Source organism: Mesorhizobium sp. WSM4989, from assembly GCF_029625795.1.
Taxonomy (GTDB): Bacteria; Pseudomonadota; Alphaproteobacteria; order Rhizobiales; family Rhizobiaceae; genus Mesorhizobium.
In genome coordinates, this window is the sequence record NZ_JARTVN010000002.1 from 864743 (window position 1) to 890779 (window position 26037).

Annotated in this window: 17 protein-coding genes; 7 read left to right on the forward strand and 10 right to left on the reverse strand. The window is 61.6% G+C overall.

The features are described from left to right. Positions 1–386: 386 nt before the first annotated feature. The 6 genes from P9217_RS16985 to P9217_RS17010 all read left to right on the forward strand — a co-directional run bounded on the left by P9217_RS16985 (position 387) and on the right by P9217_RS17010 (position 6201). Positions 387–1691 carry an O-antigen ligase family protein gene (locus P9217_RS16985; RefSeq protein ID WP_095826287.1) on the forward strand — a complete coding sequence of 435 codons (1305 nt, stop codon included), beginning with the start codon at positions 387–389 and terminating at the stop codon, positions 1689–1691. Positions 1692–1734: 43 nt separating this feature from the next. Continuing rightward, entirely contained in the window at positions 1735–2568 is an 834-nt protein-coding gene (locus P9217_RS16990; RefSeq protein ID WP_278087311.1) for a hypothetical protein, read from the forward strand. Between the two features lie 8 nt (positions 2569–2576). Then, positions 2577–3581, forward strand: a complete 1005-nt coding sequence (locus P9217_RS16995; protein ID WP_067320796.1) for a hypothetical protein — start codon at positions 2577–2579, stop codon at positions 3579–3581. Positions 3582–3738: 157 nt separating this feature from the next. Further along, the gene (locus P9217_RS17000; RefSeq protein WP_278087312.1) at positions 3739–4887 is read left to right on the forward strand and encodes a PqqD family peptide modification chaperone; all 1149 of its coding nucleotides are present in this window, start codon (positions 3739–3741) and stop codon (positions 4885–4887) included. Continuing rightward, a complete protein-coding gene (locus tag P9217_RS17005; RefSeq protein ID WP_278087313.1) occupies positions 4878–5879 on the forward strand; it encodes a nucleotidyltransferase family protein in 1002 nt (333 codons plus the stop codon). Before P9217_RS17000 ends, P9217_RS17005 begins: the two co-directional genes overlap by 10 nt. A 79-nt stretch (positions 5880–5958) precedes the next feature. Next, a complete protein-coding gene (locus P9217_RS17010; protein ID WP_082980372.1) occupies positions 5959–6201 on the forward strand; it encodes a hypothetical protein in 243 nt (80 codons plus the stop codon). Between the two features lie 156 nt (positions 6202–6357). Here the strand turns inward: P9217_RS17010 and P9217_RS17015 are convergent, their stop codons facing one another. The 10 genes from P9217_RS17015 to P9217_RS17060 all read right to left on the reverse strand — a co-directional run bounded on the left by P9217_RS17015 (position 6358) and on the right by P9217_RS17060 (position 24674). Continuing rightward, the gene (locus P9217_RS17015; RefSeq protein ID WP_278087314.1) at positions 6358–10770 is read right to left on the reverse strand and encodes a hypothetical protein; all 4413 of its coding nucleotides are present in this window, start codon (positions 10768–10770) and stop codon (positions 6358–6360) included. Positions 10771–10921: 151 nt separating this feature from the next. Beyond that, positions 10922–12427 (reverse strand): lipopolysaccharide biosynthesis protein, encoded by a 1506-nt coding sequence (locus tag P9217_RS17020; protein ID WP_278087315.1) that lies wholly within the window; start codon positions 12425–12427, stop codon positions 10922–10924. Between the two features lie 72 nt (positions 12428–12499). Next, positions 12500–13453, reverse strand: coding sequence for a sulfotransferase (locus P9217_RS17025; RefSeq protein WP_082954065.1), 954 nt, complete (start codon positions 13451–13453; stop codon positions 12500–12502). Positions 13454–13512: 59 nt separating this feature from the next. Next, positions 13513–14832 carry an HlyD family type I secretion periplasmic adaptor subunit gene (locus P9217_RS17030; protein ID WP_066992059.1) on the reverse strand — a complete coding sequence of 440 codons (1320 nt, stop codon included), beginning with the start codon at positions 14830–14832 and terminating at the stop codon, positions 13513–13515. A 27-nt stretch (positions 14833–14859) separates the two neighbouring features. Then, positions 14860–16641, reverse strand: a complete 1782-nt coding sequence (locus P9217_RS17035; RefSeq protein WP_278087408.1) for a type I secretion system permease/ATPase — start codon at positions 16639–16641, stop codon at positions 14860–14862. A 429-nt stretch (positions 16642–17070) separates the two neighbouring features. Continuing rightward, positions 17071–18435, reverse strand: a complete 1365-nt coding sequence (locus tag P9217_RS17040; protein ID WP_245299543.1) for a polysaccharide biosynthesis/export family protein — start codon at positions 18433–18435, stop codon at positions 17071–17073. Between the two features lie 136 nt (positions 18436–18571). Then, positions 18572–19792 carry a glycosyltransferase gene (locus tag P9217_RS17045; protein ID WP_278087316.1) on the reverse strand — a complete coding sequence of 407 codons (1221 nt, stop codon included), beginning with the start codon at positions 19790–19792 and terminating at the stop codon, positions 18572–18574. Between the two features lie 185 nt (positions 19793–19977). Then, positions 19978–21726, reverse strand: a complete 1749-nt coding sequence (locus tag P9217_RS17050) for a hypothetical protein (RefSeq protein WP_278087317.1) — start codon at positions 21724–21726, stop codon at positions 19978–19980. A 272-nt stretch (positions 21727–21998) separates the two neighbouring features. Continuing rightward, positions 21999–22562, reverse strand: a complete 564-nt coding sequence (locus P9217_RS17055; RefSeq protein ID WP_095802267.1) for a transcription termination/antitermination NusG family protein — start codon at positions 22560–22562, stop codon at positions 21999–22001. 21 nt (positions 22563–22583) lie between these two features. Continuing rightward, positions 22584–24674, reverse strand: a complete 2091-nt coding sequence (locus P9217_RS17060; RefSeq protein WP_127239875.1) for a polysaccharide biosynthesis tyrosine autokinase — start codon at positions 24672–24674, stop codon at positions 22584–22586. Positions 24675–25085: 411 nt separating this feature from the next. Here P9217_RS17060 and P9217_RS17065 point away from each other — a divergent pair, with 411 nt between their 5' ends. Then, positions 25086–25643 carry a hypothetical protein gene (locus P9217_RS17065; protein WP_278087318.1) on the forward strand — a complete coding sequence of 186 codons (558 nt, stop codon included), beginning with the start codon at positions 25086–25088 and terminating at the stop codon, positions 25641–25643. Positions 25644–26037: the final 394 nt, after the last annotated feature.

A 26037-nucleotide genomic window follows, 5' to 3' on the forward strand; every position in this document is an offset into this window, starting at 1 on the left:
TCGGTGTGCCGCGCCCAAGTCTCCCACATGTGCAAATCCGCACCAACACCGAATCCCCGCCGCGGCTGGACCGGATCTCGACCAGGCAGACTGGAATCGCAGCACCACCAGCCCTTGCACAAAAGGCGTAGGACACCTTGTCCCAATGACGCGTTTTCGCTCATTTCCTTGTCATCCCGCTGCGCCTACGCTGCTTATGAAATAGGTACGCGGAGTATTCACCCGCGGTGCGGCAGCGCGCCTTGAATCACCGTCCTGGACTGAACGTTGTGTCTCTATTTCTTGGCGTTGCCGTTCAGGACACAGGGGCACCGGACGCAGCCTGGCGAGGCAAGAGCGCGTCGGCCCGCGGTTGTTGCATAGCATTTTCAGCGTGACGTCCATCGATGCTGCAGGCTTCCATCCTTTTGCTGATCGTGTCGATATGGTTCCCTGGCGCCACGCGGATTGCCGGAACAGATGGCTCGATTTCCTTTTTGCTCGCTTTGTTCTGCGGCCTGGTAAGCCTCGTTCCCTACGCCGAAGCGACAAAACGTCTGCATCGCACCGACACGGCCCTGGCAACTGCCGTGCTGACAACATCTGCCCTCATCATGGTTCTATCGCTGCTGTCGGCGCTACACGCGGACAATCCGGTCAGGACCATGCGCGCTGTCTTCGCCCAGGTGTTTGGTTTCGCCACTATCCCGACCATTGCATTGATCGCCGCGAGGCCTAGGAGTTTTGAGGCAATCGACAGGATTGGGATGACCATGGCCATCATGGTTGCTGTTACATCCTGCCTTGTCGTTATTGGCCTCGGCGATGCTCGATTCGCCGATCGGGCGGAGGGCTATTTCAAGCACGCAAACCAGCTCGGAATTGCCTTGTCGGCCGGTCTGCCGCTTGTCGCCGCGAAGCTGGTCGCTTCTCGAAGGCACCGAATCCTCCTTTCGGTTTGCCTCCTCGCGGGGTTGCTGGGTTTGGTCAAATCGGGATCCAAGACGAATTTCGTTCTTGGGGTCGTCGGTCTCGGCACGTTCTACGGGCTATACTGCATCTATCTGGTGATAAGGAAGCAGCGTCCGGTAACAGTGATCGCGGCGACCGTTACGGCTCCGATATTGTTCCAGGCTAGCTTTATGATGTTGCAGTTCCTGAACCCACGGGCCTACAAGCTGCTGTCGCTTCAGCTCTCCGGCGGGGAGGCACATTCGATCGTTTCGCGGCAGCGACTGTGGTCGATATCAATCGATCTGGGCCTGTCGCATCCGTTCATGGGCGTGGGCGCAGGGCAATGGGTGGGCGACATCGCTCCGCACAGCCACAACCTGTTCATCGATTATTTTAGAACGCTGGGAGTGCCCGGCCTCGCCTTGGTGGTGATCATGGTTCTGCTGGTGGTGGGTTATCTGATCAGCGCCGTTCTGCACACATTGGTCGACAGGGGCAGGAGCGAACAAGCGACCGAAGTGAATGTCATGGTGCTCGGAACATCGGTCGCCGTATGGAACTACTTGGTCGCCAACCAGATGAGCGATTCCTTCGGGCCGTCAACCGCCGCCTTCTTCTGGCTGCCGCTCGCTTTGCTCATAGTCTACCGCGGCATGCAGCGATCGCTGCAGACCGGCCTTGCCAAGACCCCGAGGTTGTATGTCGGGACCGGGTCTCAGCTGCTTGAAGTTGAGTATGCCCCTCGCACATCGCCTTGACTTCATTGGCGTTCCAAGAGTTCATCGTACCACCCGAAATCCAATGACCTCGCACACTGTTGGTGACCTGGCGGCAAGCCTCCCGCCAAGCGTCGAAGCACGCGCGCTGCGGACAGACATTCGATTTGTCGAATTCTTTGGTCTGCCCGGGGTCGGAAAGACAACTACCTCCGGCCTGCTGGCGAACAGCCTGCGACGGTGCGGCCCGCTGGAAGGCGACGTGCGAGTGGCGTGGGAAGGAAGAACATTCATCGAGAGGCAGATACACAGAATGGGCGTTGTCGCCCCTCGGCTGCTAGATCGTGAGTTTCGCTCGTTGCTTGCTCGAATTGCCCGCTTCGTCATCGAAAGCAGGCAAGTGTCGCGCCTTGATGCCATCAGGCTTGTCTGGAATCTTATCAGCCTGGTCGCATTTATCCAGCATGAGAGGGCAAGAAGAAATTCAATAATCATAATGGATCAGGGGTTGCTGCAGGGATTCTGGTCCATATTGCTGAAGAGCAGATGCAGAAAAACATCCGAGAATTGGCTGGATATGCTTTCTGCCGTCGGATTGCATGACATGGTTTTTGTCCACCTGCGCAGCGAGACCGGCATCGCCAGAGACCGGCTCCTGACCAGGGGCGATCGCTCCTCGCGGCTGCAACGGACATCTCCGGACAGCGATCCCGACCTTTGGTCGGCGGCGGATCGGGCCTGCCGCGAAATGGCGGCCGCCCTTGAGCGGGGAATGGGAACGGAAGATCGCATGGGCGTGCTGGCGGCCATCGACATCGAAAGGCTTGCTTCGCCCGAAGCCGTGGCCTCGAGAGCTCTCGAGGCGGTCCGTTCGGCCTGTCTCGACCGGCATCGGCAATCCCTTTCTTCAGGTCAATGAGGATGAGGATGAACCGCCGTTCATTCATGGGTCTTGCTGGGCTGTCTCCCGTGTTCGCGCTGTTGCCGGGCGCGTACCAGGCGGAGGGCGGGCAGATGCCGGAGGGCAAGCAGCTCGTTCTGACGGGCGAGCACGGCTACGAACAACAAATGTTTCGGGATCTCGAAGCCGGGGCGACAATCGATGCCCGGAATGCTTCCTTCACAGTCGCCAACAGCAGAAATCCTGAGCCCAGCGCGATGATGGGCTGCGACGAAGGAGACCTGCCGGTCAATCGCTACCCGGTGGTCATCCGCAACTGTCCGGACGTTCATTTCATCGGGGGGCGCTTCGACGGCCAGGTGCCGCTGACCTCCGATTGGCGCGACACCTACTGCAACAGCGCGGCTCTGCTGGTCAGGGACGGAACCGCCAATGCGACAATAGAAGGCGTCCGCGCGCGGCGCTGCTGGGATGGCGTGCGTTTCGCGGCGCGGGCCGACGGCTTTCACCTGAAAGGCTGCTGGCTCAGCGAAATCAGGGATGATGCGGTGGAGAACGACTACCTGCTCAGCGGCATTGTCGAGGATTGCCTGTTCGACGGCTGTTTTTCGGGGATCAGCGTGGATCCTGCCTCAAACGAGCGGGATGGGACAGGGGAGACAGTGCAGATCGATCGGACCCTCATTCGCATGCACCCGTTTCTCTCCAAGGGCGAAATCACACATCAGGCGCCGATCAAGGCCGTCGATCAGTCACCCAGGCTGAGGATAACGGGATCGGTTTTCGCATTGGCTTCGGTGAACATGCGTGGACTCCGTCGCCTGGAAAGAACCTGGGGGCTGGCTATCGAAAGCCGGGACAACGTGTTGCTGTGGCTGCCCGACGAACCAATTCCTTCGGAATTGCCGCTGCCGCCATCCGGTTTCAAGGTGCTGACGGGCGCTGACGCGCGCGAATACTGGAACAAGGCGCATCTGCAATGGGTCGCGGCGCATCAGAACGTGGCCCGGTTCTCCGACGAAGCGCTGTGAGAAGTCGCACTCGGGGGCAAACACTCGGTTGCTTAGCTGTGTTGGGCGAAGTGAACTCCTGCCGAAACGCTTGTCGCTTCGCCCATTGAACGTACTTGTTTCGCAACGACAGGTTGGACCGCCGTCGCGTTCCGGCAGAGGGGGAGAGGACTACTCGATGAATCACGAGGCGGGTAACGGAACGGCGCCGCCAGGCTCCACCGCTCATATCCCGGCCACGTTTGTGACCCAGGGACGGCTGGCACGCGTCAGGGGGCAGAATATCCTGTTCAGTCCTTCCCAGCGGGCCATCTTCGCCGTCAACGATACTGCCGCCGAGATCTGGCGCTCCATGGAAGAGGGAACATCGCCGCGCGCCATTTCGGCCGAGATGGCCCGCGCCGGCGTCGATGGGATCGAGGCAAACAGGCATGTCGAGGCCGCGCTGAGGGATTGGCAGCGGCTGAGCTTGATACGGCCCGACGCACCGCCGTCTGTGTCGGCTCGAGAGGCTGTGAGCCAGGTCGTCGCGATCGCGGGCCTTTCCGTACGCATCGAGTATCCTGCAGCCTGCGCCTTTCCCGCGGTCGCCGTGTTCCGGCATCTCGAGGTCCGACGAGAGACTGCCGACATTCTGTTCCAACTGGTCGAGCATGAAGGACGGGTCCACCTGTTCCGGGATGGCGACTGGGTTCTTTCCTGCGCGCCCGACGAGCTGCCCGTCATGGTGAAAGGGCAAATGCTGATCGAGGTCCTCGATCGCAGCGCCTACGAACTTGCTCTGCACGCGGCTGCGCTTCTCAAAAATGAGCGCATCGTGCTTCTTTGCGGCAACCCGGGCGCAGGCAAGACTACGTTGACCCTGGCGCTGGTCAATGCAGGGTTCGGTTTCGTATCTGACGATGTGACCCTGTTGGACTCCCGGGGACATGGCGTTGGTCTGCCGTTTGCGCCTGCCGTCAAGGCAGGAGCATGGCCGCTTTTGGCCGAACGCTTCCCCGATCTCGACGCTGTTCCGGTTTGTCGCCGGCCAGACCGCAGGCGAGTTCGGTTTGCGGTGCCCAGCGAGGTCGTGCCGTCCTCTCCCATACCAATCGGCTATGCAATCCAGCTTCGTCGAGGTCGCGACGCGAAAGCTTGCCTCGAGCCGATCGACCCGGCCAGCGCATTGCGTGTGCTGCTCAACGGGGCGTTCGCACCCGGCCGAGAGTTGAGTGGCAGCGCCTTCGACACTCTGACCGAAGTCATCGGATCGGCGGGCACCTATTGCCTGAATTATTCGAAGCTCGATGATGCAGTAGAGCTGATCACGAAGGCATGCCGGTGAGACACAGAGGCAACGCGCTCGAGGCTCTGATCGCCGGACTTCGCGGCAGTCCGGCCGACCGGGCCGATTGGCACGCCGTAATCGCCCTGGCCAATCGCACTTTGCTCACGCCGGATTTGTTCTCCTCCCTCGCACGCGCCGGCCAGATCCACCGGCTGCCGCAGGACGTGTACGAATATCTCCGGTTCGTTCACGACTGCAATCGGGAGCGGAACTTGCGCTTGCGTGCGCAACTGCGCGAAGCCGTTGCGGCGCTTAATCGCCGCGGCATCGTTCCGCTCCTGCTCAAGGGCGCTGTTCCCTTGTTCCTTGCGCCGGCCGGCCAGGCTCCCAGCAGGATGACAAGCGACCTCGATCTGGCCGTGGAGCCGGCCGAAGCGGCTGCCGCCCAAATCTGCCTTGAAGAGCTCGGCTATGTCGAGGTGGCAGGTGAGCGAGGCATGGCGCGTGAGCAGGATGCCGGAATGCTGGAACTCCGGGCGCGCCGGGCGATCGACTTTGAACCTCCCAAGCTCGTCCAGCACGACGATTTGTGGGTGAATATTCCTACTGCCCAGTCCCGGGCTCTGCACTGGATCGTGCACGACCTGTTTAAGGAGGGCGACTATTGGCGCGGAAGGATTGATCTCAGGCACCTTCACGACCTGGCGCAATTGGCGGAGACCGAGAACGTGGACTGGAGCGCGCTGCAGGCATCCATGTCGGACCGAAGCGCCCGCAATGCCCTGGATACCCAGCTCCTGGCCTTGCATCACTTCTTCGGAACCAGGATCCCGGCAAGATGCGCGCGGCGCCCGATCGTCCGTTTCCAGCACTGGAGGCGCGTCTTCACGGCAACCCACCCGATCATCGGCGCTCCGTTGCGCCTGGCCGGGAATTTGATTTGGGGAACGCGGCGGTTTCTAAGCGCCAGGGGTTCGGCGAGGGGGGGCTCGTCCGATTTCGCGCGGCGCATCGCTCGTACGCTTTTGCTTCCAAGCGCGAAAATCTAAGCCTTTTGGTGAACTAGTATCCTGGCATCGGGAAACATAAGCTGTTGTGATACTTTGGAACCCGCATGGGAGAATCGTCATGCCAACCGAAAGCACGAAACGCTCGGAAAGGACGCAGGAAGTCCTCGTTTCAGAGGCTCAGGCGCGCCGGGACTTTCTCAAGAAGGCAGGGCGTTTTGCGGCGGTGACTCCACCGGCCATAACGGTTCTGCTCGGCACCAGCCTGAACTCCAGAGCAATCGCCAAATCGGGAGGAACACGCCCGGGCAACGGCTGGGGCGATAAAAACCACATTCACCTCGGGCCTCCCGGCCAGTCGTAAGGTTGACCGTCAGGGTCGCTGAAGCAGCGTCTTGAGAACCAAAAGCGCGTCGCGCGGGGATTGATCCGGGCGGCGCGCTTCAATTTTGATACCCCGATCGCTGGCGGCACGCCGCGGTCGGGGTATTTGTTTGTTGGCGGTCGCTCCCCTGTCAGATCAGGCGAGCAGCCAATCGTTCAAATGGAATTCATAGATCTTGCCGTCGTTCTCGGTCGGATTCGAGTCGTTGTCCACGCCGCGATCGACGACATAGAGGCTCATTTGGTGGCTCGGATCGTCGCTGCTCGGCGCCAGGGCAAGTCCCGCCGGCTTTTTCGCGTTGGCGGCGGAGATGTCGAGCGTGCCCAGCAGATCCCCGGTTGGCGTCACCATTGCCACGGAGGTGCGTGACACGATGACATAAAGCAGGTCGTGGACCGGATCATACGCGATGCCCCCGTCAGAAGGGGTTCCGAGCGCCTCTTCAGAAAAACTCGTCACGACATCATCGCCCCCCGTGCTTGGGACGCCGTCGAATCTGCCGTTCTGGCCCGGAGCGATGGTGTAAATCCTATGGGTTGTGCCATCCTCGAGATAGAGCACGCCGCGGTTTGTGTCGTAGGCAATACTCTCCGCATCCGTACTGCCGAACGCGGCGGTCCTGAACGAGGTCACGATATCGTCGGAGGTGTTGTAAAGCCCATCGTTGCCCGGGTTCAACTCGTAGACGCTCTTCGTGCCGGTATCGTCCGAGAAGAAGAGATGGTGGTTCGCCGGATTATAGGTGACCCCGGCCGGCTCATCCGAGAAATTGATGGTGGTGAGCGTGCCCGTCAGGGTGCCGTTCAGATTCATCTGGAAGAGATTCTTGCCGGTGAAAATCGACATCTCCTCCACCTCACTATCGGTCACCAGCAGCTTGCCGAGATGGGAGATATAGACGATATCGGTCGGGTCGGGGCTCGGCGGTGACCACTGCGAAGTCAGAATAGTGTGCGCCAAGGTCACGGATGTCGGCAACTGGGTGGCGGTGACGCCGACGGTGAAGGTGTGCGTGGCGATGCTGCCGTCGGACGAGGTGGCTGTCACGTGGAGATCGATCGTCGGTTCGGACTGAGCGTTGAGCGTGCCGCTGCTCGATCGCGTGATGACGCCGGTGCTGGAATTGATGGCAAAGCGCGAGTCGTCGATCGTGTAGGTGACCGTCGAGCCGGCATCGGGATCCTTGGCCGAGGCGGTGATGCCGACGGCAGTGCCGGCGGCGGCATTCTGGCCGATCTGGTTGGCCCCGGAGTTGGCATCGGGCGGCGTGTTGAACGCGATCGGTTCGGGGCTGTCGAGGACGGCGAGGGTGAAGCTCTTGTTGGCGGTGCTGCCGTCGGAGGAGGTCGCCGTCACCGTCAGGTTGATGGACGACTGGGTCTCGAAGTCGAGCGTGCCTGTGCCCGAACGCGTGATGACACCGGTGCTGGAATTGATGGCAAAGCGCGTGTCGTTGATGCTGTAGGTGACCGTCGACCCAGCATCGGGATCCGAGGCCGAAGCGGTGATCCCTGTCGGTGCCCCCGCCGCGGCGAGCTCGGCGATCTGGTTGGCGCCGGAGTTGGAGTCGGGCGGAGTGTTGAAGGCCACGGGCTGTTGGCCGGCCGTGACGCTGACAGTGAAGGTGCTCGTGGCGCTGCTGCCATCGGACGACGTCGCTGTCACCTGGAGATTGATCGTCGGTTCGGACTGGGCGTTGAGCGTGCCGGTGCCCGAGCGCGTGACGACCCCGGTGCTGGAATTGATGGCAAAGCGCGAGTCGTCGATCGTGTAGGTGACTGTCGAGCCGGCATCGGGATCCGTGGCCGAAGCGGTGATGCCGACGGCAGTGCCGGCGGCAGCGTTCTGGCCGATCTGGTTGGCCCCGGAGTTGGCATCCGGCGGCGTGTTGAACGCGATCGGCTCCGGGCTGTCGAGGACACCGAGGGTGAAGCTCTTGGTGGCGGTGCTGCCGTCGGAAGAGGTTGCCGTCACCGTCAGATTGATGGACGACTGGGTTTCGAAGTCGAGCGTGCCTGTGCCCGAGCGCGTGACGACGCCGGTATTGGAATTAATGGCGAAGCGTGCATCGTTGATGCTGTAGGTGACGGTCGCGCCGGCATCGGGATCGGTGGCCGAAGCTGTGATCCCGGTGGGTGCTCCCGCCGCGGCGAGCTCGGCGATCTGGTTGGCGCCGGGGTTGGAGTCGGGCGGAGTGTTGAAGGCCACCGGACTTCCGGATCCCGGCAAGACATATTCGATGTGCAGCAGCGGCGCGCTGGCGGGATTGTATTCGTAGGAATCGGCGGTGCGCGTGCCGGTGCCAGTGATCAGGAAGGCCATGTCGTTGAGCGCTGCCCAGCCCGAGCGGCTGACGATCTCCTGGACGATAGCCGTGAGGTCTGGCGTGCGCTCGGCCTGGGCGTGCTCGCCCACCGTGGTCCACGGGGCCGGCGTCCAAGCTGTCGACGCGTCGGTCGTTGCCCGTGACGATACATTGAAGCTGGTGCTGGTGAAGGGGCTTGCGTCGTCGGTGTCCTGGCCCTTGATCAGCAGCGAGGCCGCGCCTGTCTTCACCTCGTTGGCCTGGAACTGGATGTAGGCGCTGGTGATGATCGCGCCTTGCGGGATATCGATACCGGTGAAGCGGAGACCGACCGTCTGGCGGGTAGAGCCGTCAAAGCCCAGTTCCAGATCACTGACGTTGCTCGAAATCGAGCCGGAACCTTTCTCCTCGACATCGTCGCCCGCGGCCGCCACCCTGGCCTCGAAAGTCCCAGGCGTGCTGCCGCCGGTGACGTCAACATTGAAGGCGTGGGTGTTGGTGCTGCCGTCCGATGAGGTCGCGGTGACCGTGAGCGCAACCGTCGGCTCGGACTGGGCGTTGAGCGTGCCGGTGCTCGAGCGTGTTATGACACCGGTGCTGGGATTGATGGCAAAGCGCGGGTCGTTGAGACTGTAGGTGACCGTCGAGCCGGCATCGGGATCCGTGGCCGAAGCGGTGATGCCGACGGCAGTACCGGCGGCAGCGTTCTGGCCGATCTGGTTGGCCGCGGTGTTGGCATCGGGCGGCGTGTTGAACGCAACCGGTTCCGGGCTGTCGAGGACGGCGAGGGTGAAGACCTTGTTGGCCGTGCTGCCGTCGGAAGAGGTTGCCGCCACCGTCAGGTCGATCGACGACTGGGTCTCGAAGTTGAGGCTGCCTGTGCCCGAGCGCGTAATGACGCCGGTGCTGGAATCAATGGCGAAGCGCGTGTCGTTGAGGCTATAGGTGACCGTCGAGCCGGCATCGGGATCGGTGGCCGAAGCGGTGATCCCTGTCGGTGTCCCCGCCGCGGCGAGCTCGGCGATCTGGTTGGAGCCGGGGTTGGAGTCGGGCGGAGTGTTGAAGGCCACAGGCTGTTCGCCGGCCGTGACGGCGACGGTGAAGGGGTGCGTGACGACGCTCCCGTCCGACGAGGTGGCGGTGACGGTGAGGTTGACAGACGGCTCGGACTGGGCGTTGAGCGTGCCGGTACCTGATCGCGTGATGACGCCGGTGCTGGAACTGATGGCAAACCGCGTGTCGTCGATCGTGTACGTGACCGTCGAGCCGGCATCGGGATCCGAGGCCGAAGCGGTGATGCCGACGGCAGTACCGGCGGCAGCGTTCTGGCCGATCTGGTTGGCCGCGGTGTTGGCATCCGGCGGCGTGTTGAACGCGATCGGCTCCGGGCTGTCGAGGACATCGAGGGTGAAGCTCGTGGTGGCGGTGCTGCCGTCGGAAGAGATTGCCGTCACCGTCGGATTGATGGACGACTGGGTTTCGAAGTCGAGCGTGCCTGTGCCCGAGCGCGTGATGACGCCGGTATTGGCATTGATGTCGAAACGCGAGTCGTTGAGGCTGTAGGTGACGGTCGCGCCGGCGTCGGGATCCGTGGCCGAAGCGGTGATCCCGGTCGGCGCTCCCGCCGCGGCGAGCTCGGCGATCTGGTTGGCAGTGGGATCGGCATCGGCAGGCGTGTTGAAGGCCACCGGACTTCCGGATCCGGGCAAGACATATTCGATGTGCAGCAGCGGCGCGCTGGTCGGATTGTACTCGTAGGAATCGGCTGTGCGCGTGCCGGTGCCGGTGATCAGGAACGCCATATCGTTGACCGCCGCCCAGCCCGAGCGGCTGACGATCTCCTGGACGATAGCCGTCAGGTCGGGCGTGCGCTCGGCCAGGGCCTGCTCGCCCACCGTGGTCCACGGGGCCGGCGTCCAGGTCGCCGACGCGTCGGTCGTTGCCCGTGACGATACATTGAAGCTGGTGCTGGTGAAGGCGCTTGCGTCGTCGGTGTCCTGGCCCTTGATCAGCAGCGAGGTTGCGCCGGTCTTCACCTCATTGGCCTGGAACTGGATGTAGGCGCTGGTGATGATCGCGCCTTGCGGGATATCGACGCCGGTGAAGCGTAGGCCGACCGTCTGGCGGGTCGTGCTGGCAAAGCCCAGTTCCAGATCGTCGACATTGGTCGAAATCGAGCCGGAACCTTTCTCCTCGACATCATCGCCCGCGGCCGCCAGCCGCGCTTCGAATAGTTCAGCCATAGTCGGTCTCCTCTCGTAAATTTCCTCCGCAACGACGGAATCTCCCGGTGCCCGATCGGGCGTCAGGCTGAGCCCATGATCGAGCAAGGCGATGGCGTCGTTGCGCGTGAAGAACGTGATCCTGGGAACTGACCTCGAGTTCCGCCGCTGATCAGTCTGTTGCCTGCCTCAGTCTTGGCCATGCGGGCACGACTGCCGCGAGCAGGCGCAGCAGTGACAGGCCTTCCCGCCCAAGGAATAGCGACGGCAGGAGCCAGCACAACAGCAAGCCCCCCACAGACGCCAGCAATGCCGTATCGATGAGCAGCGGAAGAGGCGATAGATGGAGGGCGCGAAGCCAGTCCACGAATGCCCAGATACCGGTTCCGACAACGCCGGCGAGCGCGACGCCAGGCAGGTGCGCAAGGAAAAAATTCGCCCACGTCATCCCGGTCACGCGGAGACTCAGCTGCGCCATGAGAAAGAAATTTGCCCCGAATGCCAGGCCGACACCAAACGCCACCCCTTCCACGCCCCAGAATTGCCCTGTGAAGGCTCCGATGCAGACACCGACGGTGAAAACAGCCTGGCGCCAGGCCCGGGCGTAAACCGTTCCGGTTGCCCGCGAGACGGAGTCGCTAAGCTTGTAGCTCGTGCGGAACAGCATGCTGAACGCCAGGATCTGGAGCGGGCCGACCACGCCTTCCCAGCCCCGTCCGAGAATGACCCGAACCAATTCGGGCGCGACGATCGCCACCACCACGCTGGCCGGCAGGACAAGCAGGCTGCAACCGGCGACCGCGCTGCGATAGGCGCGCGCAAGCCTGACGGGCTCTTCCTGGACCAGCGCCATGGTGGGGAACAGCACGCGATCGAGAACCTGGCCGACGATCACCGCCGGAGTGGTCATGAGTTGGGACGACAAACCGTAGACACCGAGCGCATCGGCGCCGAGATAGCGGCCCACGACAAGCCTGTCCACCTGAGTGGCAAGGTAGTTGCAGACCCGCGCAATGGTGAAGCCGCCGCCAAAATAGAGCAGTTCGAAAATCGCGCTCCGCTCGAGCAACGGCCGCATCGGGTGCCGCTGGCCGACGAGCAGCACGATCGTGCGGAACAACTGCTGGACCAGGATCGCTGCGACAAGTGCCCAGATACCGAAGCCGAGCCAAGCCAGCACTGGACCGACGACCACGTAGCCGATGGCGAAAGCGACCGCGTCGACAAGCGCGAGCCAACGGAACCGCAAGGCACGCTGGGCCGAGGCCAGCGCCACCATGGAGGCTCCTTGGAAAAGAAAGATGAAGCAGACCGCACGCACGATCGGAGTGAGCTCGGGCAGGCGAAGAAGACCGGCAATAGCGGGTGCCAACGCCCATACCAAAGCGGTTACGGTAAGCCCAAGGAAGAGCGACAGGGTATATCCGACCCGGAGATGCCGCTCCTCCAGTACAGGTCGCTGCACGATCGCAGGCGTGATGCCGAGGCCCTGGAAGATGGCCGAAAACTTGATGACGATCAGTGCCGCGGAGTAGAGACCGAACTCGTTGGGCGAGAGCAACCGGGCCAGGAGGACGAGGGCGACAAGCTCGGCAACCGCCAAGGCGCCCATGGACAGGCCCGTCCAGAACATGCCTACGACACTGCGTTTTGCCAGCCCGCGCCGGATGTCGCTCACGCCAATCTCCACATGCCGCCTTGCTTACTCGACCGACCAAAGAAGGGCGGCCATGCATCTCCCCGGAACCGCTCAGCGGGGGGAGGGGATATTCGGATGGCCATGCTGAAACGCCAACGGCGCCCGCGTGGGCCGCGAGCCATGCCCGACGAGAAGGGACGGGGGGATCTCGTAGCGGTAGAATCCCATCTCATCCCGCACCTCGGGGATGATCGCCGCCAGTTCGTTCGCATCCAGGCGCAGCCACTTCTGCTGGCGGCCGGGATCGATCATCTCCTTCGCCACGCGAAGGATGTCGTCAGAGCAATGCAGCCCGCAATGTTCATAGATACGGCGCAAGACCAACTCGGGATCCTGTATCAGATCCTCATAGCGAAACGACAGCACGCGGCCTTCGCCCAGCCTGGCGAGATCCTCTCGGGCCATTCGATTGCCGCGCGCCCACTGGCGCGCGATCACTGTCAATTTTTGATGCTCCTGCAAATCCCGATCTATTCCCTTGTAGCGCGGTCCGTAGATCGACGTGTATTTTCTGTGTAGTATCCTCTTGGCGACTATCTGCTTTACGACGTCTCCCACGTAGTAATGGACTTGTGTGGCCGGCGTTTCTTTCAATAGTCGCAGAAGACCTTTGAAACTTTTTGCGCGCTGCCACTTAAGTTCCATGGAGCTTATATAGGAAAACGGATTCCTTGTAATATATAGAAATATAGCTTCTGGGAATATCTGGTGGATAAATGGCACGCGCAAGACGTTGGCGGGCGTATTTTCCATGATTTGCCGGTTGCCGTTCCGCAGCTGATAGTCGAGGAACCGGTTGCGAATGTAGCGCACGACCTTCTCGCTGGCATCGGCTTTGACAAATTCGTCATGCCGGCGCGCCGGATCGGCATAGAGCCACAATGTTTTTGGCTCGTACCAGGTGACGACATCCGGGTGCAGCCCGATCAATTTCTGCGTGATGGTGGTGCCCGACCGGTAGTTGCCAATCAGAAAAATCGGAGGTTTCAACTCTGCTGTCGTCATGACAAGCCCCTATCGCTAAAGGTCAACCAGGATGCACGGATGCGCACGACAACGCGCTGCTACTGGTCTCTGAACGCACGCATCATCTGGTCCGTCAAAGGCTTCATCAGGTATGAGAGCACCTTGCGGTCGCCAGTCCGTACGAACGCTTCCACCGGCATGCCGGGCGCCAGCGAGAGCGCTCCAAGCTTCTTCAGCTCCTGGGGGTCGGGGGTGATGCGCACCGTGTAGTAGATTTCGTTGGTATGCTGATCGCGCGTCACGTCTGCCGCGATCATGGAGACCATACCTTCCGTTTCGGGCGTGGTGTGGACGTTGAAAGCCGTGAATCGAAGAAGCGCGCGCTGACCGATCGAGAGCTGATCGATGTCCTGAGGTGCGGCCTTTACCTCGACCGCGAGAGCATCGGTGTCGGGCACGATCAGCATGATCGGATCCCCCGCGCCAATCACGCCGCCAACGGTATGGACTGCGGATTGATGGACCGTGCCGCTGGCGGGGGCGCGAATATCAATGCGCGACAGCTGGTCCTCGGCGGCGACCTTGCGCTCCTCGAACTCGGCGATCTTGGCCTCGACATCGCGCAGATCGCTCCCGGTCTCGCTGGAAAACTCCTTGTCCAGCTGCAGGATCTGCAGCTCGATTTCGGCGATCGCTCCCTTTGCCTGCGCAATGCTCGACACAAGTTGCGCCCGCTCACCCTCGATGCGCGTTGCCTCACGTTCATATTCGGTCAGCTTCGATTTCAGGGTGAGTTTCATTTCGACAAGACTGCGTATGTCGACGAGCTCGTCGTTGATCAGCTTGATCTCCTTCGTCTTTGCCGATTCCTGCGCCGAATAGCCTTCGATCTGCTTCCCGAACTGCTCGATGCGTTCGCGCAGGCGCGCCTTGTTGCCAGACACCTCGGTTCGACGAAGCTCGAACAGCCGCTGTTCGCTCGCCACCGTGGCAGCTATCTCAGGGTCGTTCATTCTCGCGACGAGCATCGGAGCAAGCGTGATGCGCTCGCTGCCGTCACGCTCGGCCTCGAGCCGGGATTTTCGCGCATAGAGCTCATCCAGGTTCTTCGTCACGTAGGCCAGGCTGGCACGCGGAACGGTGTCGCTGAGCTGGACCAGAACGTCTCCGGCCCTGACGCGGTCGCCGTCGCGCACAAAAATCTTGCCGACCACACCGCCGGTCGGGTGTTGAACCTTCTTTTCGCTGCTGTCGACGACCACCGTGCCGTGCGAAATCACCGCTCCCGAAACATCCACCGTCCCGGCCCAGACTCCCATTCCGCCGACGAGCAATGCGACGATGGTCGTGCCACCCAGGAGATTGCGACGGATCGACCGTCGGTTCAAAAGCGACACGTTCGAAAGGGCAGCTGTCATTTCCCCATTTCCATTCCGGGTCAGCCATCAACGCGGTGTCGGGGTGAGCTTGAAAACCGGCTGCAGGCCTGCGGTCACGGTCTGTGGCGCGGGCAAGAGTGTCGACAGAACGCTTTCCCTGGTGCCGAACATCTGCGTCTGGCCTTCTTTCATCACGAGCAGGAAATCCACTGTGCTGAGAATGTTCGGCCGATGCGCCACAATCGCTAAGATGCCGCCGCGGGCCTTGATTGCGAGGATGGCAGCGGCAAGCGCCATTTCACCTTCGGCATCGAGATTGGAGTTGGGTTCGTCGAGGACCACCAGGAACGGATCGCCATACAGCGCGCGCGCCAGCGCAATGCGCTGACGCTGGCCGGCTGAAAGCGCGGTTCCGCCCTCTCCGATCTGCGTCTCGTATCCATTGGGGAGACCGATGATGAGCTCGTGGACGCCCGCGGCGCGGGCGGCTGCGACAATGGCCTGCGGGTCCGGCCCGGGATCGAAGCGCGCGATATTGTCGGCAACCGTTCCCGCGAACAGTTCGACGTCTTGCGGAAGGTAGCCTATGTAACGGCCCAGCCGCTCCGACGACCACTGGTCGAGAGCGGCGCCGTCCAGCTTGATACGGCCCGCCAGCGGTCGCCATGCGCCGACCAGCCCGCGAACCAGACTCGATTTGCCGGAACCGCTTGGTCCTATGATGCCTAGCACCGAGCCGGCATCCAGACTGAATTCCACACCTTGCACGATGATGCGTTGCGCGCCCGGCGCACCGATCGCGATGCGCTCCACAGTCAACTTCGACCCGGGCACCGGAAGCGCCATCGGTTGAGCGTCCTGCGGCAACCGGGCGAGCAATTTGCTCAGCCTGCTCCAGCTCTGTCGCGCCCCGACGAAGTTGCGCCAATGGGCGATGGCAAGATCGACGGGCGCCAGCGCACGGCCTACAAGGATGGAGCCGGCGATGATGATCCCGGAGGTCGCCTCGCCCTCGATCACAAGCCAGGCGCCCACACCCAGCATCGCCGACTGAAGCATCAGTCGCAACGCGCGAGCGAAACTGCCGAAACCGCCAACGATGTCGCTGACACGCTGTTGCAGCGCAAGATGTTCGCGGCTCGCTTCGCGCCAGTGGTCGTGCAGGCGCCTGCCCATGCCCATCGCCTGAAGCACCTCCGCGTTGCGGCGGCTGGCCTCGGCCAAGCTGTTGCGCCTCACGCTGCTTTGAACCGCGGCGCCCATCGGTCTGCGCGTGAGGATCTCCGTCGCGACCGTCAGCGTCACCAGCACCAACGCGCCGCAAGCGGCGGTTGTCCCGAGGGTCGGATGAAGGCTCCAGATGATCGCCAGATAGAAGGGCAGCCAGGGAAGATCGAACAGGGTGCCAGGCCCGGCACTCGACAGAAAAGTACGGATGTTGTCGAGATCGCGTTGCGGCTGCAATCCATCTCCCTGCTGGCCGATGTACAGGGGCAACCTCGAAACGGCGGTGAATACGCGTCCCCCGACCGCTTCGTCCAGCTCAGCGCCGATCCGGTTCATGATGCGGCCGCGCACGAGGTCGATGACTGCCTGCCCGGCAAACAGAACGCCGGCCAGTATTGCCATGGCGATCAGAGTGGGGACGCTGCGGCTCGGCAGCACCCTGTCGTAGACCTCCAACATGAACATTGCGCCGGTCAGCATGAGGATGTTGCTCACGCCGCTGAAAACTGCAACGCCCGCGAAGGCTGCCTTGCAGGAACGCAACGCACTGGCCAGTTCGGAGCCGGGCGCCGGTTCCTTGGTCGGGGACGGGGCGCCGGCGTTCGCGAATGCGCCGGGCAAGTCGCTTCTTCGTCTCCGCCTTGCGCTGCGGACGGCTGCTATGAGGAGACCAAGGGCCGCGACCGCCACGAAAACCTGGAGGGCGCCCGGACCGGCCAGCAGGGCCTGCAGGTCGTAAAAATAGCGCCAGCCAGCCACGAGGTCCGTCCAGGGTCGCGTCTGCGAAACCCTGGCGAGATCAACAAAGCGTGGCAGAAACTCCGCACCCGCAAGCGCGGCGGCGAGGAGGAGCAGGATTGCAGCGGGAAGTCGGACGATGAGGCGGCGGCGCGGGGCCTTGCTCGACTTCTTGCGGCGCGCAGTTGCGCGGGGGCGCTTTGGCAGCCGCTGCTTCGTCTTGGCATGGAAATTCGCCCGGCAGGGACGCGCTCCAAAGGCCGTCAATGCTGTGCCAAAGATCACGTCAAAATTCCGAAGATATCTGCTGCTCTATTGGCCGACCATGCTGCGCTGGACGGCCGGATTTTGCACTTTGGGAGAGATACCAGAGTCCGGAGCGTAGAACCCCTTGTTGGCCACGACGGAAACCTCGATGACGTCGCCGGCTCTCACTTCCGTGTTTTGATCGGCGACGATGTCGTGGGCGATCTTCTGGTCGCGCCTGAAGATGGAAATCCTCACCGAGCCCTGCAGGTCGTCGAAGGTTCTCTGTTCGCCGTAAGTGAAGATAAAGAGAAGCTTGTCGGCCACGTATCTGATTTGACTTTGGATTTTTCCGAGCTCAACTTGCGCGTCCTGGGTCTGGCCGATCAATTCCATTTCGTGACTTTGGTGCTTCTTTCGCAGCTCGCTTTCAGCGTTCAGCATCGCCTGCTGCGCCTGTTCCTGCTGCAATTCGGTCTGCGCCAGTTCAGCCCGATAGCTGGTATGTGCTCGTTCCGCCGTCAACACATTCGAGTTCGTTATCAAACCCTTTTCCCGCAGAGACCGGGCAGACTGCAGTTCTTGCAGTTGGATGTTCGCGGTCTTTTCACGTTCTTCCCTGGCCGCGGCTAGCATGGCCGCTTCCTTCTTCGCCCGATCCAGCGAGGCCTCCAGGTAGGAAACGTCATCCCGATACGCGGCAAGCCGGGCGTCCAACTGCTGCTGTTCAGACGCGATGATGCCGTCAATCAATTGCCCGCCAAACTCGACCGGCGAATCGGGAGGAGCGACGAAGGACTTTTCCAGTCGACTTTCCGCCTGGAGCCGAGCAAGACGGACCTTCAGGCGATATTCTTCAAGCGCCAGGTTTGAACGCGCGCTTCGCAGATCAGCTATTTCCAGGGCGGGCTCCGTGTTGCCCACAGCGCTGGCGCGAAACCCGCCTGCTATAGCGAGTGCATGGCGAACCGTTATTCCGGGTTGAAACGGATAGGATCCGGGGTGGGCCACCGTTCCGGAGATGAAAAATGGCCGGTATTGTCCGATCTCCACTTTCACGAACGGCTGGAGGATCAGCTTCTGCTGCTGAAATGCTTGCTGGATGGCCTGCGAGAGGGCAACGGTGGTCAGGCCGCGCGCTTTGATATCACCCAACATTGGCAGTGAGATCGAGCCCCGATCATCGACAACGACCTCCAGCGGATAGGATTGTTCGCCGATCACGGACACACGCAGGATGTCGCCGGTGTCGAAGGTGTATCCATCCGCGCGGGAGGCACTTGCGGTGAGCAGTACAATGGCAACGGCAAGCCCACCGATCATTGCGAGCATGCTGCCGACCGCGGGTTCGAAGTTGGAAATTAGCCGTCGGCACCAGTCCTTCATGCGCAGAGGCTTGGAAGGAAATTGCTGGTCAACACGCATACGCATCGTCGGTACTCCGGTTGTCTAGCCTGCTGCCATCGGGGCCCGCCGACATTCGCCGGCGGGAGCGTGACACGAGGTTCTTCCTATGGTTCGAGAAGTAATCCTGCATTGCGAACTCCATCGGAGCAGCAAAGGCTGATCAAAATCCGTGCAGCCCGAAGGTTTGCCCGGCGAGGCGGTCGCGAATTCTCGCCTCGTTTGGCCTCGCGGCCGAAGGGGCGGGCTCCAGCACGGATTGATAAATCTGCTCGACGCTTTCGCACATGGCGTCCAGCCCCCAGGACGACAGGTCGGTGCGTTTCGCGCCGTCGGCCAGTTGAGTGCGGTGCTGCTGGTTCTCGAGAAGACCGGCGACAGCCGCCGCCGCGGCGCCCACATCCTCGGCCGGCGTCACAATTCCGTTCACGCCATGGCGGACAACCTCTTCCACGCCGGGCAAATGCGAGACCACGCTGGCTCGACCGCCGGCCAGATACTGCATCATGACGCGAGGCAATCCCTCTCGCATCGAGGTCAGCACGCACACGTCCGCCAGGCTGATCAGTCGTTCGGGCTCGCTATGGTAGCCGATCATGCGAATGTTGTTTGGGAATGGGGATCGTTCAATCGCCGATTCAACGTCCGAACGCGCCGGTCCGTCACCGGCGAGGAGCAGTCGCACGTTTGGAACTCGGTCAACGACTTTGCCGAATGCCTCAATGAACTCGACGTGGCGTTTTCTCGGTTCCAGCGCGGCCAACATCAGGACCACCGGCGGCTTTGGCTCCCCGGCAGCCGTCCCCAGGAGCAGATGCGGATCTTGCGGCCACCGCGCGTTCGCGAAGCGTGCCAGATCGAAGCCGGAATGGACGACATGGTGCTGATCGGGGCTGCCCAGATGATTGGCGATGCAGATGTCGCGCATAGCCTGACTGACATCGATGAAAGCGCGCGTGAACCTCGCGGCCAGGCGTTCGGCGGCCAGGAACACCAGCCTCTGCCCGCGGCCGACATGCACGAAAGGCAAGATGTGGACACCGTGTATGATGCCAGGGATATTGGCTTCCTTGGCGGCGAGGCGGCCGACAATGCCGGCTTTGCTTTGATGGGTGTGCACGATGTCGGGCCGCCAATCACGCATAAGGCGGGTGAGCTGCCTTAAGGCGGAAACGTCGCGGGATGGCGCGATCGGATTGATAAGTTTTTCCAGCGTCACCACTCGCAGGGCTCCGGCAAGGGATGCCCGTAACCTTGGGTCGTATTCCGCGCCGTGAACCAACAGCACTTCATGGCCGTGCCGCGCCTGAGCGAGACAGCAAGCCAACGTGTTCTCCTCGGAGCCGGCTCGAAGCAGTCTGGTGATCACATGAACGATCTTCATTTGCTTGTACCTCAGGGACATGAAATCCGGGAGCGGCGAGAGATCGAGGGGATCGAGCGGGAGTGTCGCGGGGCGCCTTCCGCGGGTTTCGGGGCACGGGCCGGGCTCGCCCGTCGTTCGGCGCGATCGCGTAAAAGCTGCACGTCGGGGATGATGCGGGGCGGTTGGACCGCCCGATTTGCCTCTCAGAGAGACAGCCAGATATGCCTGAACAACTCTTGGCCGACGGCCTCTATGCCGGCGCTGGCGTCAACGGTCCGGATATCCTTGTCCTTCGCCCGCAGTTCCGCCATCAGCGATAGCCGCGCGTCGAACGCTTCTTTCCTGATGTCCCCGGGCTTTCGCTGTTCGGAGACCGCAAAGTCTGAAACGAGGTGCAAAACGAGGTGTGGGCGGCGTTCCGCCATCTTCTCGTAGAGTCGCTGCTCAAGCCGGGCGAGGGCTGACAGGCCTGGGACGGAGAACAGGCGAGCGGGGATGGTCGGCCCGTCCAGATATCCCCTGCCGAGCGCCTGCGGCCACCGGTCGCAAATGACGATCATGCCGCGCGTCGACCATCGATGTGCGCGTTTCACTACAGCGTATCGCTCAAACGCGATCAAAACCGCCCAAAACGCCAACGCGGCAGCGACAAATCCTCCCTTCGACCAAGCCCGGCCGGAGGAATCGTTGCCATCGTTCTGGGCCAGGGACTTGAGGCGCCGTCTATGGGGAGAGACGACGGCCTGCAGTGCCTTGCGAAGCCGCCATCCATTGCCATCGCCAGTTCCGACATAGACTTGGGCACATCCGAATTTCCACCCGAATATCTGCCTCAGCCAGGTAGCCTGAGTGCTCTTGCCCATGCCATCGGGACCTATCAAGGCCACCACGAATCCACCAGCTGCGGGCCGTCTCTTCGGTGGAAAGCGCCCCGGCAGCAAGCGGTGGAGGGATCTCAGGGCGAGATAGCAGGTCTTGCGCACCAGATGCACCGCCGCATCGGCGATAGGGGGGCGTCCCGTGTAACCACACATTTCCCGGATCGAACGCCGCAGCCTGGCCAGATCTCCGCGGTGGGCGGCCAAGGCGTCGGCGCTTTGCAGGAACCTGCAGCGCACCGTTCTTGCGCCGTCAAACGTGCAGTCGACGACCTGGAAGCCGTGCTCGTCCGACGTGGACGGCAGGCGCGCAAAGTGCTGCTTCCAACCCTCGTCGAGGGTGATCCATTGCCTCCATGGAAGCGCCGAGGCGCGGAAGGCGAAGCGGGCAATCGCTATTCGAAGCTCGTCTTCGGGAGAGACCACCGGAACCGATACTCCGTCGACGCAAATCGCCTCCCATCGCGTGATCGCCGCATAATCGAAAGCCGGATAGCGCTTGCGAAATTCCCGGCCGACGCGGGCACCGATATGCATATCGAGATGGAGATAGCGGCCATGCGTGAAGTCAGGCAGGAACCAGTCTTCTCTGCCGGCACAGACATTGTCGTAGCAGGAGAGGCTCACGCCGCGCCGGCCGTGCAATTGACAGACGATGGAGCAGAAGAGCGGGTAGTCATGCTTGTCCAAAAGGACATCCAGATCATCCCGGCCGGCAAATCCGTCGTGCACGGACGCGAGATCCTGAATAATTCCGTACCTCACGCCAGCTTCATTGAGTGCTCGAAACAGTTCGCTGGCAATCGGCAGTGCCGGCGCCGTTTCGATCGGCCTGAAAGGAGCTTCTCCGTCAGTTTGATACGGCGCTGCACCTGAGTGGCTGCCCAATGCGCCCGCGCCAAGAGTCTTCGCCGACGCTGAAACATTCGCTCCCGGCGCCAACGTTTCCGCCACGATCTCCGCCTTGGCCTCCGTAGCCCAGCGTCGATACTGCTGCGGCTGCAGACGATCCCGAAGGTCTCCGGCCGCGGCCGGAGGGAAGGCTGCCGATTTGGACTTGCGTGGTGTTTGCAAGAGATTTCTCGTGATTGGTCGCGGGCGAGCATCACTCGCTTGTCGTCGCCGGAAACGTCGTGGAACTGGCGTGCGGTAAGTCCAAGCCCCTCGGTGGGCTGGTGTTCCTGGGATGTCGAACGACCAATCGTCTCAGTGCCGGCCCGCAGGTTCTGACATCACCTTCGCAGGCTACCGCACCGAGGGTGAATTGGGTGCCAACTCATCACTCCCTGCCGAGTATTTCGGCATCTGTGTAACGAAAGCGGTGAGTAAAAACTCACCGAGTAGTTTCAAGACACTATCGACAACTTGTCCCGATCAATAGTGATAGGAGTAGACCGGTTCATGATGTCGAGAAGGATTCTGACCGCTCCGGCGCTTCCGACATGATCAAGTACCCCGAGCTGGTCCGAAAATGGCCCGTCTATGATCCTGATTTTCTGGCCCGGCCTCAACAGGATGTCCGGGTGCAAAATCCCGTCCTCATCGGTTGCCGATATCAAGGATTCAACCACCCCATAAGGCGCCGGTACCGGCATGCCCTTGCTCATGACGAGCTTTCGGACGCCCACGGTCGAGTTGATCGGGTACCAGCTCTGCTGATGGACAGCCAGGGAGACGAACAGATAGCAGTCGAAATACGCGCTGGAGACGGTCCTGACCCTGCGGGCGTGCCGGACGGTTCGCCTGCGCTTGGGCAGATAGGTCCGGAAGTTCTGCGATAGCAGGTGCCGCTCGGCAAGGCTCTCGGAATGCTGGTGCGTCTGGACCACGCACCAGCGCGCAGCTTCGCCGCCATGACTTTTGTCCGCCGAGTCAGGAAAACCGTTGTTGCAGAAGTTAGTGTGCAGCATGACGCAATACCGTGTCTTTCCCTAATTGAGGTAGTAACTGTCCGAGACACTGCTTTCGAGCGACGTGTAACGGCCGTATCTGGGCAGCTTTGGTTCGTCCACCATCGTCAGGGCAATGCCGGCAAGCTTGGACCGATCGCCAAGATGTCGAATTCCTTCGGCAACGGCCTCGCGCGAGGTTTCCCGCCACCTCACGACGAAGACGACCTTGTCGACATGCCTGGCCAGGATCGAGGCATCGGCCGCGGGTCCGACGGGTGGTGCGTCAATGATCACCGTGTCGAATTTGCCCCGAACTTCCTCAAGCAGCGAGCGCATTCGCGCCGAAGCAAGAAGGGCAGGCGGGTTGCGGGTTCTTGCTCCTGCGGGCAGCATGGATATGCCCGAGCGTTCGTCCAGATGGATCGCGTTTGCGGCCTTCACCGGCAAGGTCAGGAGATCGACCAATCCGACCTTGTCAGCCATGCCGAAGAAGGCCGTGGCGGCCGAAAGACGCAAGTCCGCGTCGATGACCAGAACCCGTTCGCCGTCGGCAGCCGCCGAGCAAGCCAGGCTCAATGCCAGCGTTGTCTTGCCTTCGCCGGGCATCGCCGATGTCACGAGCACCAGGCGCGGCGAACGGTCCAGTTCCGGCGTGGCCTGGATACCGAGGCGAAGCCGCCGCACCGCTTCGCTGTACCTGGAGAGCGGTTTGCGCTCGAGATAGGCCACAGGCTGAGCATGGACGTCTTTCGACCAGCCTGACATCCTTGGCATCGACGCAAGAACCGGAACGGCCAATTCTTCCTCGATCTGCTTCTTTGCCATGAAGCCAGAAGCGAAGAGTTCACGCAGAACGGCGCCGGCGCCCCCGAAGAAGATGCCGAAAACCACACCCAAAGCCGCAAAAAGAGGCCTGTTTGGGAAGCTCGGAGCGCCAGGAACGCTGGCATCGGTGATTACACGCACGCCGCTGTTGAGGAGGGTGGATTTCTCCTCGGTGAGCTTGGCGCGCGACAGGAACGTCTCGAAGAGTTCCTTGTTCGCGGCCGCGATCCTCTCCAGATCGCGTAACTGGACGCCAACCTGACCTTCGATTTCGGAGCGGTTGGATACCGAGTCCAGGGCGCGAGCCAGAGAAGCCTCCCGAGCTTCGGCCGCGTCGACCTCGTTCTTGAGATTGCCGATCAGGCGCTGGACTTCGGCGGCGATCTGTCCCTCGATGTCGCGGCGCTCGGCCTGAGCGGACAAGACCTCGGGATGCCGCTCGCCATACTTCAATTTGAGGTCGGCTTCCCGCCGGGTCACTCCGGAGAGCTGAGCCCTGAGCGCGTTAATCACCACCGACTGCAGCACGTCCGGAATCGACTGGATGTCGCCTCCGGCAGCCTGTACCTTGCTAACTTGCTGATATTGCGAACGTTTCTCGGACAACTCGGCGCGAGCATTGATTAGGGCGACGTTCAACTCGGACAGTTGCTGGTCAGTCAAGCTGCCCGCCTGCGTCGCTACTAGATTGTGATCGATCCGAAACTTCTGGACAGCTTGCTCCGAGCGGCTGAGCTCCGCTCGCAGATAGGCGGCCCGATCGCTGAGCCACGAGGAGGCCTTCTGGACCCCTTCGTAACGGGACCTTATTCGATCTGCCACATAGGCCTGGGCAATCGCGTTCGCGAGCGATGCCGCTTTTTCCGGATCGTAGGCGCCTACATCAAGCTCAATGACGTTGCCAAGCCCGACGCGCGAAACTCCCAGCGCGTTCTGGAGCCATACCAATGCTCCCGGTCCTATCTTGGGGTCTTCCGCCAGCTTTTGGCTGTCGACGACCTGCTGAAGAAGTGACGCAGACCTCAAGACAGCGATCTGACTTTCAATGAATGTTGGATTGTCAGAAAAATCGGAATTGGAGTAATCCTGTGGAGTCATATAGTCGATCGGAGCGTCGAGCAATATCTGAGAGACGCCGGTGTATGTTGTCGGAAGAGTATATGCGGCAGCCATAAACAGTGTGAAAGTGATGACGGCAATTCCGCACACCAGCTTCCACCGACGAAGAAAGAAATCGAAGACTTCCCTGACGTCGAGGGGCAGGAATTCCCGAATCATCCTCGGATTATCAGTTGGACTGGCCATTTCCCGAATCCTCACGATCGACAGCACAACTCCCAGCCCTTCAGCGTCGGCTGAATGGCGTTCATTTCAAAATGGGTCGGGCAGCTAGCTGTTATGCGCTCTCAAACGCATGAATCGTAAGGGTTGGTGTCCCGCCGACATGTCCAAATCGCTCTTCTGCGCCCACTCACCGATCGCGTCACCGGTAAGGCAGAAACATATCAGCTTCGCGGACATCGCCGCCATTACCATTATTGAGTAGTAACTCGGCTAAAGGTCGATCTGGTCTACCCCGTATGCCTCTCCGAGCTTTAAGAAGTCGCCGAGACACCTTCCTCTCGCCCTTCAGGGAGGTCCACTACAACGCTACGATCGTCAAGGATGCTCCTGACGATGAGAGAAGCGGCCGGCCTCGGCAGTTCTGAGGTTGACATGGACACTTATAGCGAAGTCGTTCCGAGTTTTGCAGGTTGGGTGCTCGACGGTCCCGGGGTCATTCTTCTGCTGGCGGCAACCCTGCCGCTGATGCTTCTTCTTAAGGGCCGGCAGCTGGGCTACGGGACCCTTGCCGTCATTATCGGCACTGTCATGTTGCTTTTGTTGGGTATCGAGAATTGGGCGGGAGCGGTCGCCGCCCTTCTCGCCTATTGCGTCCTCGTTTCATTGGCCTTGCTTTCCACCTGGAGGCGTATGAAGCAAATCGAGGACCGCCTCGCATTGGTCGCGTCGGCAATAGACGGCCTGGAAGTCGCCGAGGAGCGGCGACAGACCTACAGCGTCAGGCGTTCGCGCCGGAGGCCGGAAGCCGGAGCAATGGTGCAAACCGTCGCGGTCGGCGCGACGGACAATCCAGACAACGAGACGCGATATATCCCAGGGCCGCCTTGGCAAGAGCTGCAAGCGCCCGGTCCGCGACCGGAATCCGCGGCTCCGGCGTCAACGCAATCGGCAGGGCGCAATTTTGCCTCATCGTCGGGTGGGAGCCCCTGACAACAAAGGTTCGAAGACAAGGATCGGTTTTGCGGCGGCAGATTCCCGGGCGGCCTGTCCGGACCGAGTCTCAGCAGCGCGGTTCAACTTTTCACTGCATCCGCGGCGTCGCGCGTAATGTCCTTGCTCCGACGAGATCCTGCCGGCCTCTCGCCGGGGGCTTTGCGATGGTCCAGACGATATGCCAAGCAGCATGCCGCGGCGTGCCCGCATGCCGTCGAAATGCAGGCCCCACCGCACCGATCCCGCATACTGCGCCCGACAGTATCGTTGACTTCGGAACAACCGTGCGCTGCAAGCCAAAGCTGTGCTGCCTGAGCGACTTTAATATACCAAGGGTGTAGGGTTGTACCAAAAGGTGGTAGACTGCGCTGCAATTCGGATGAGGTGACAG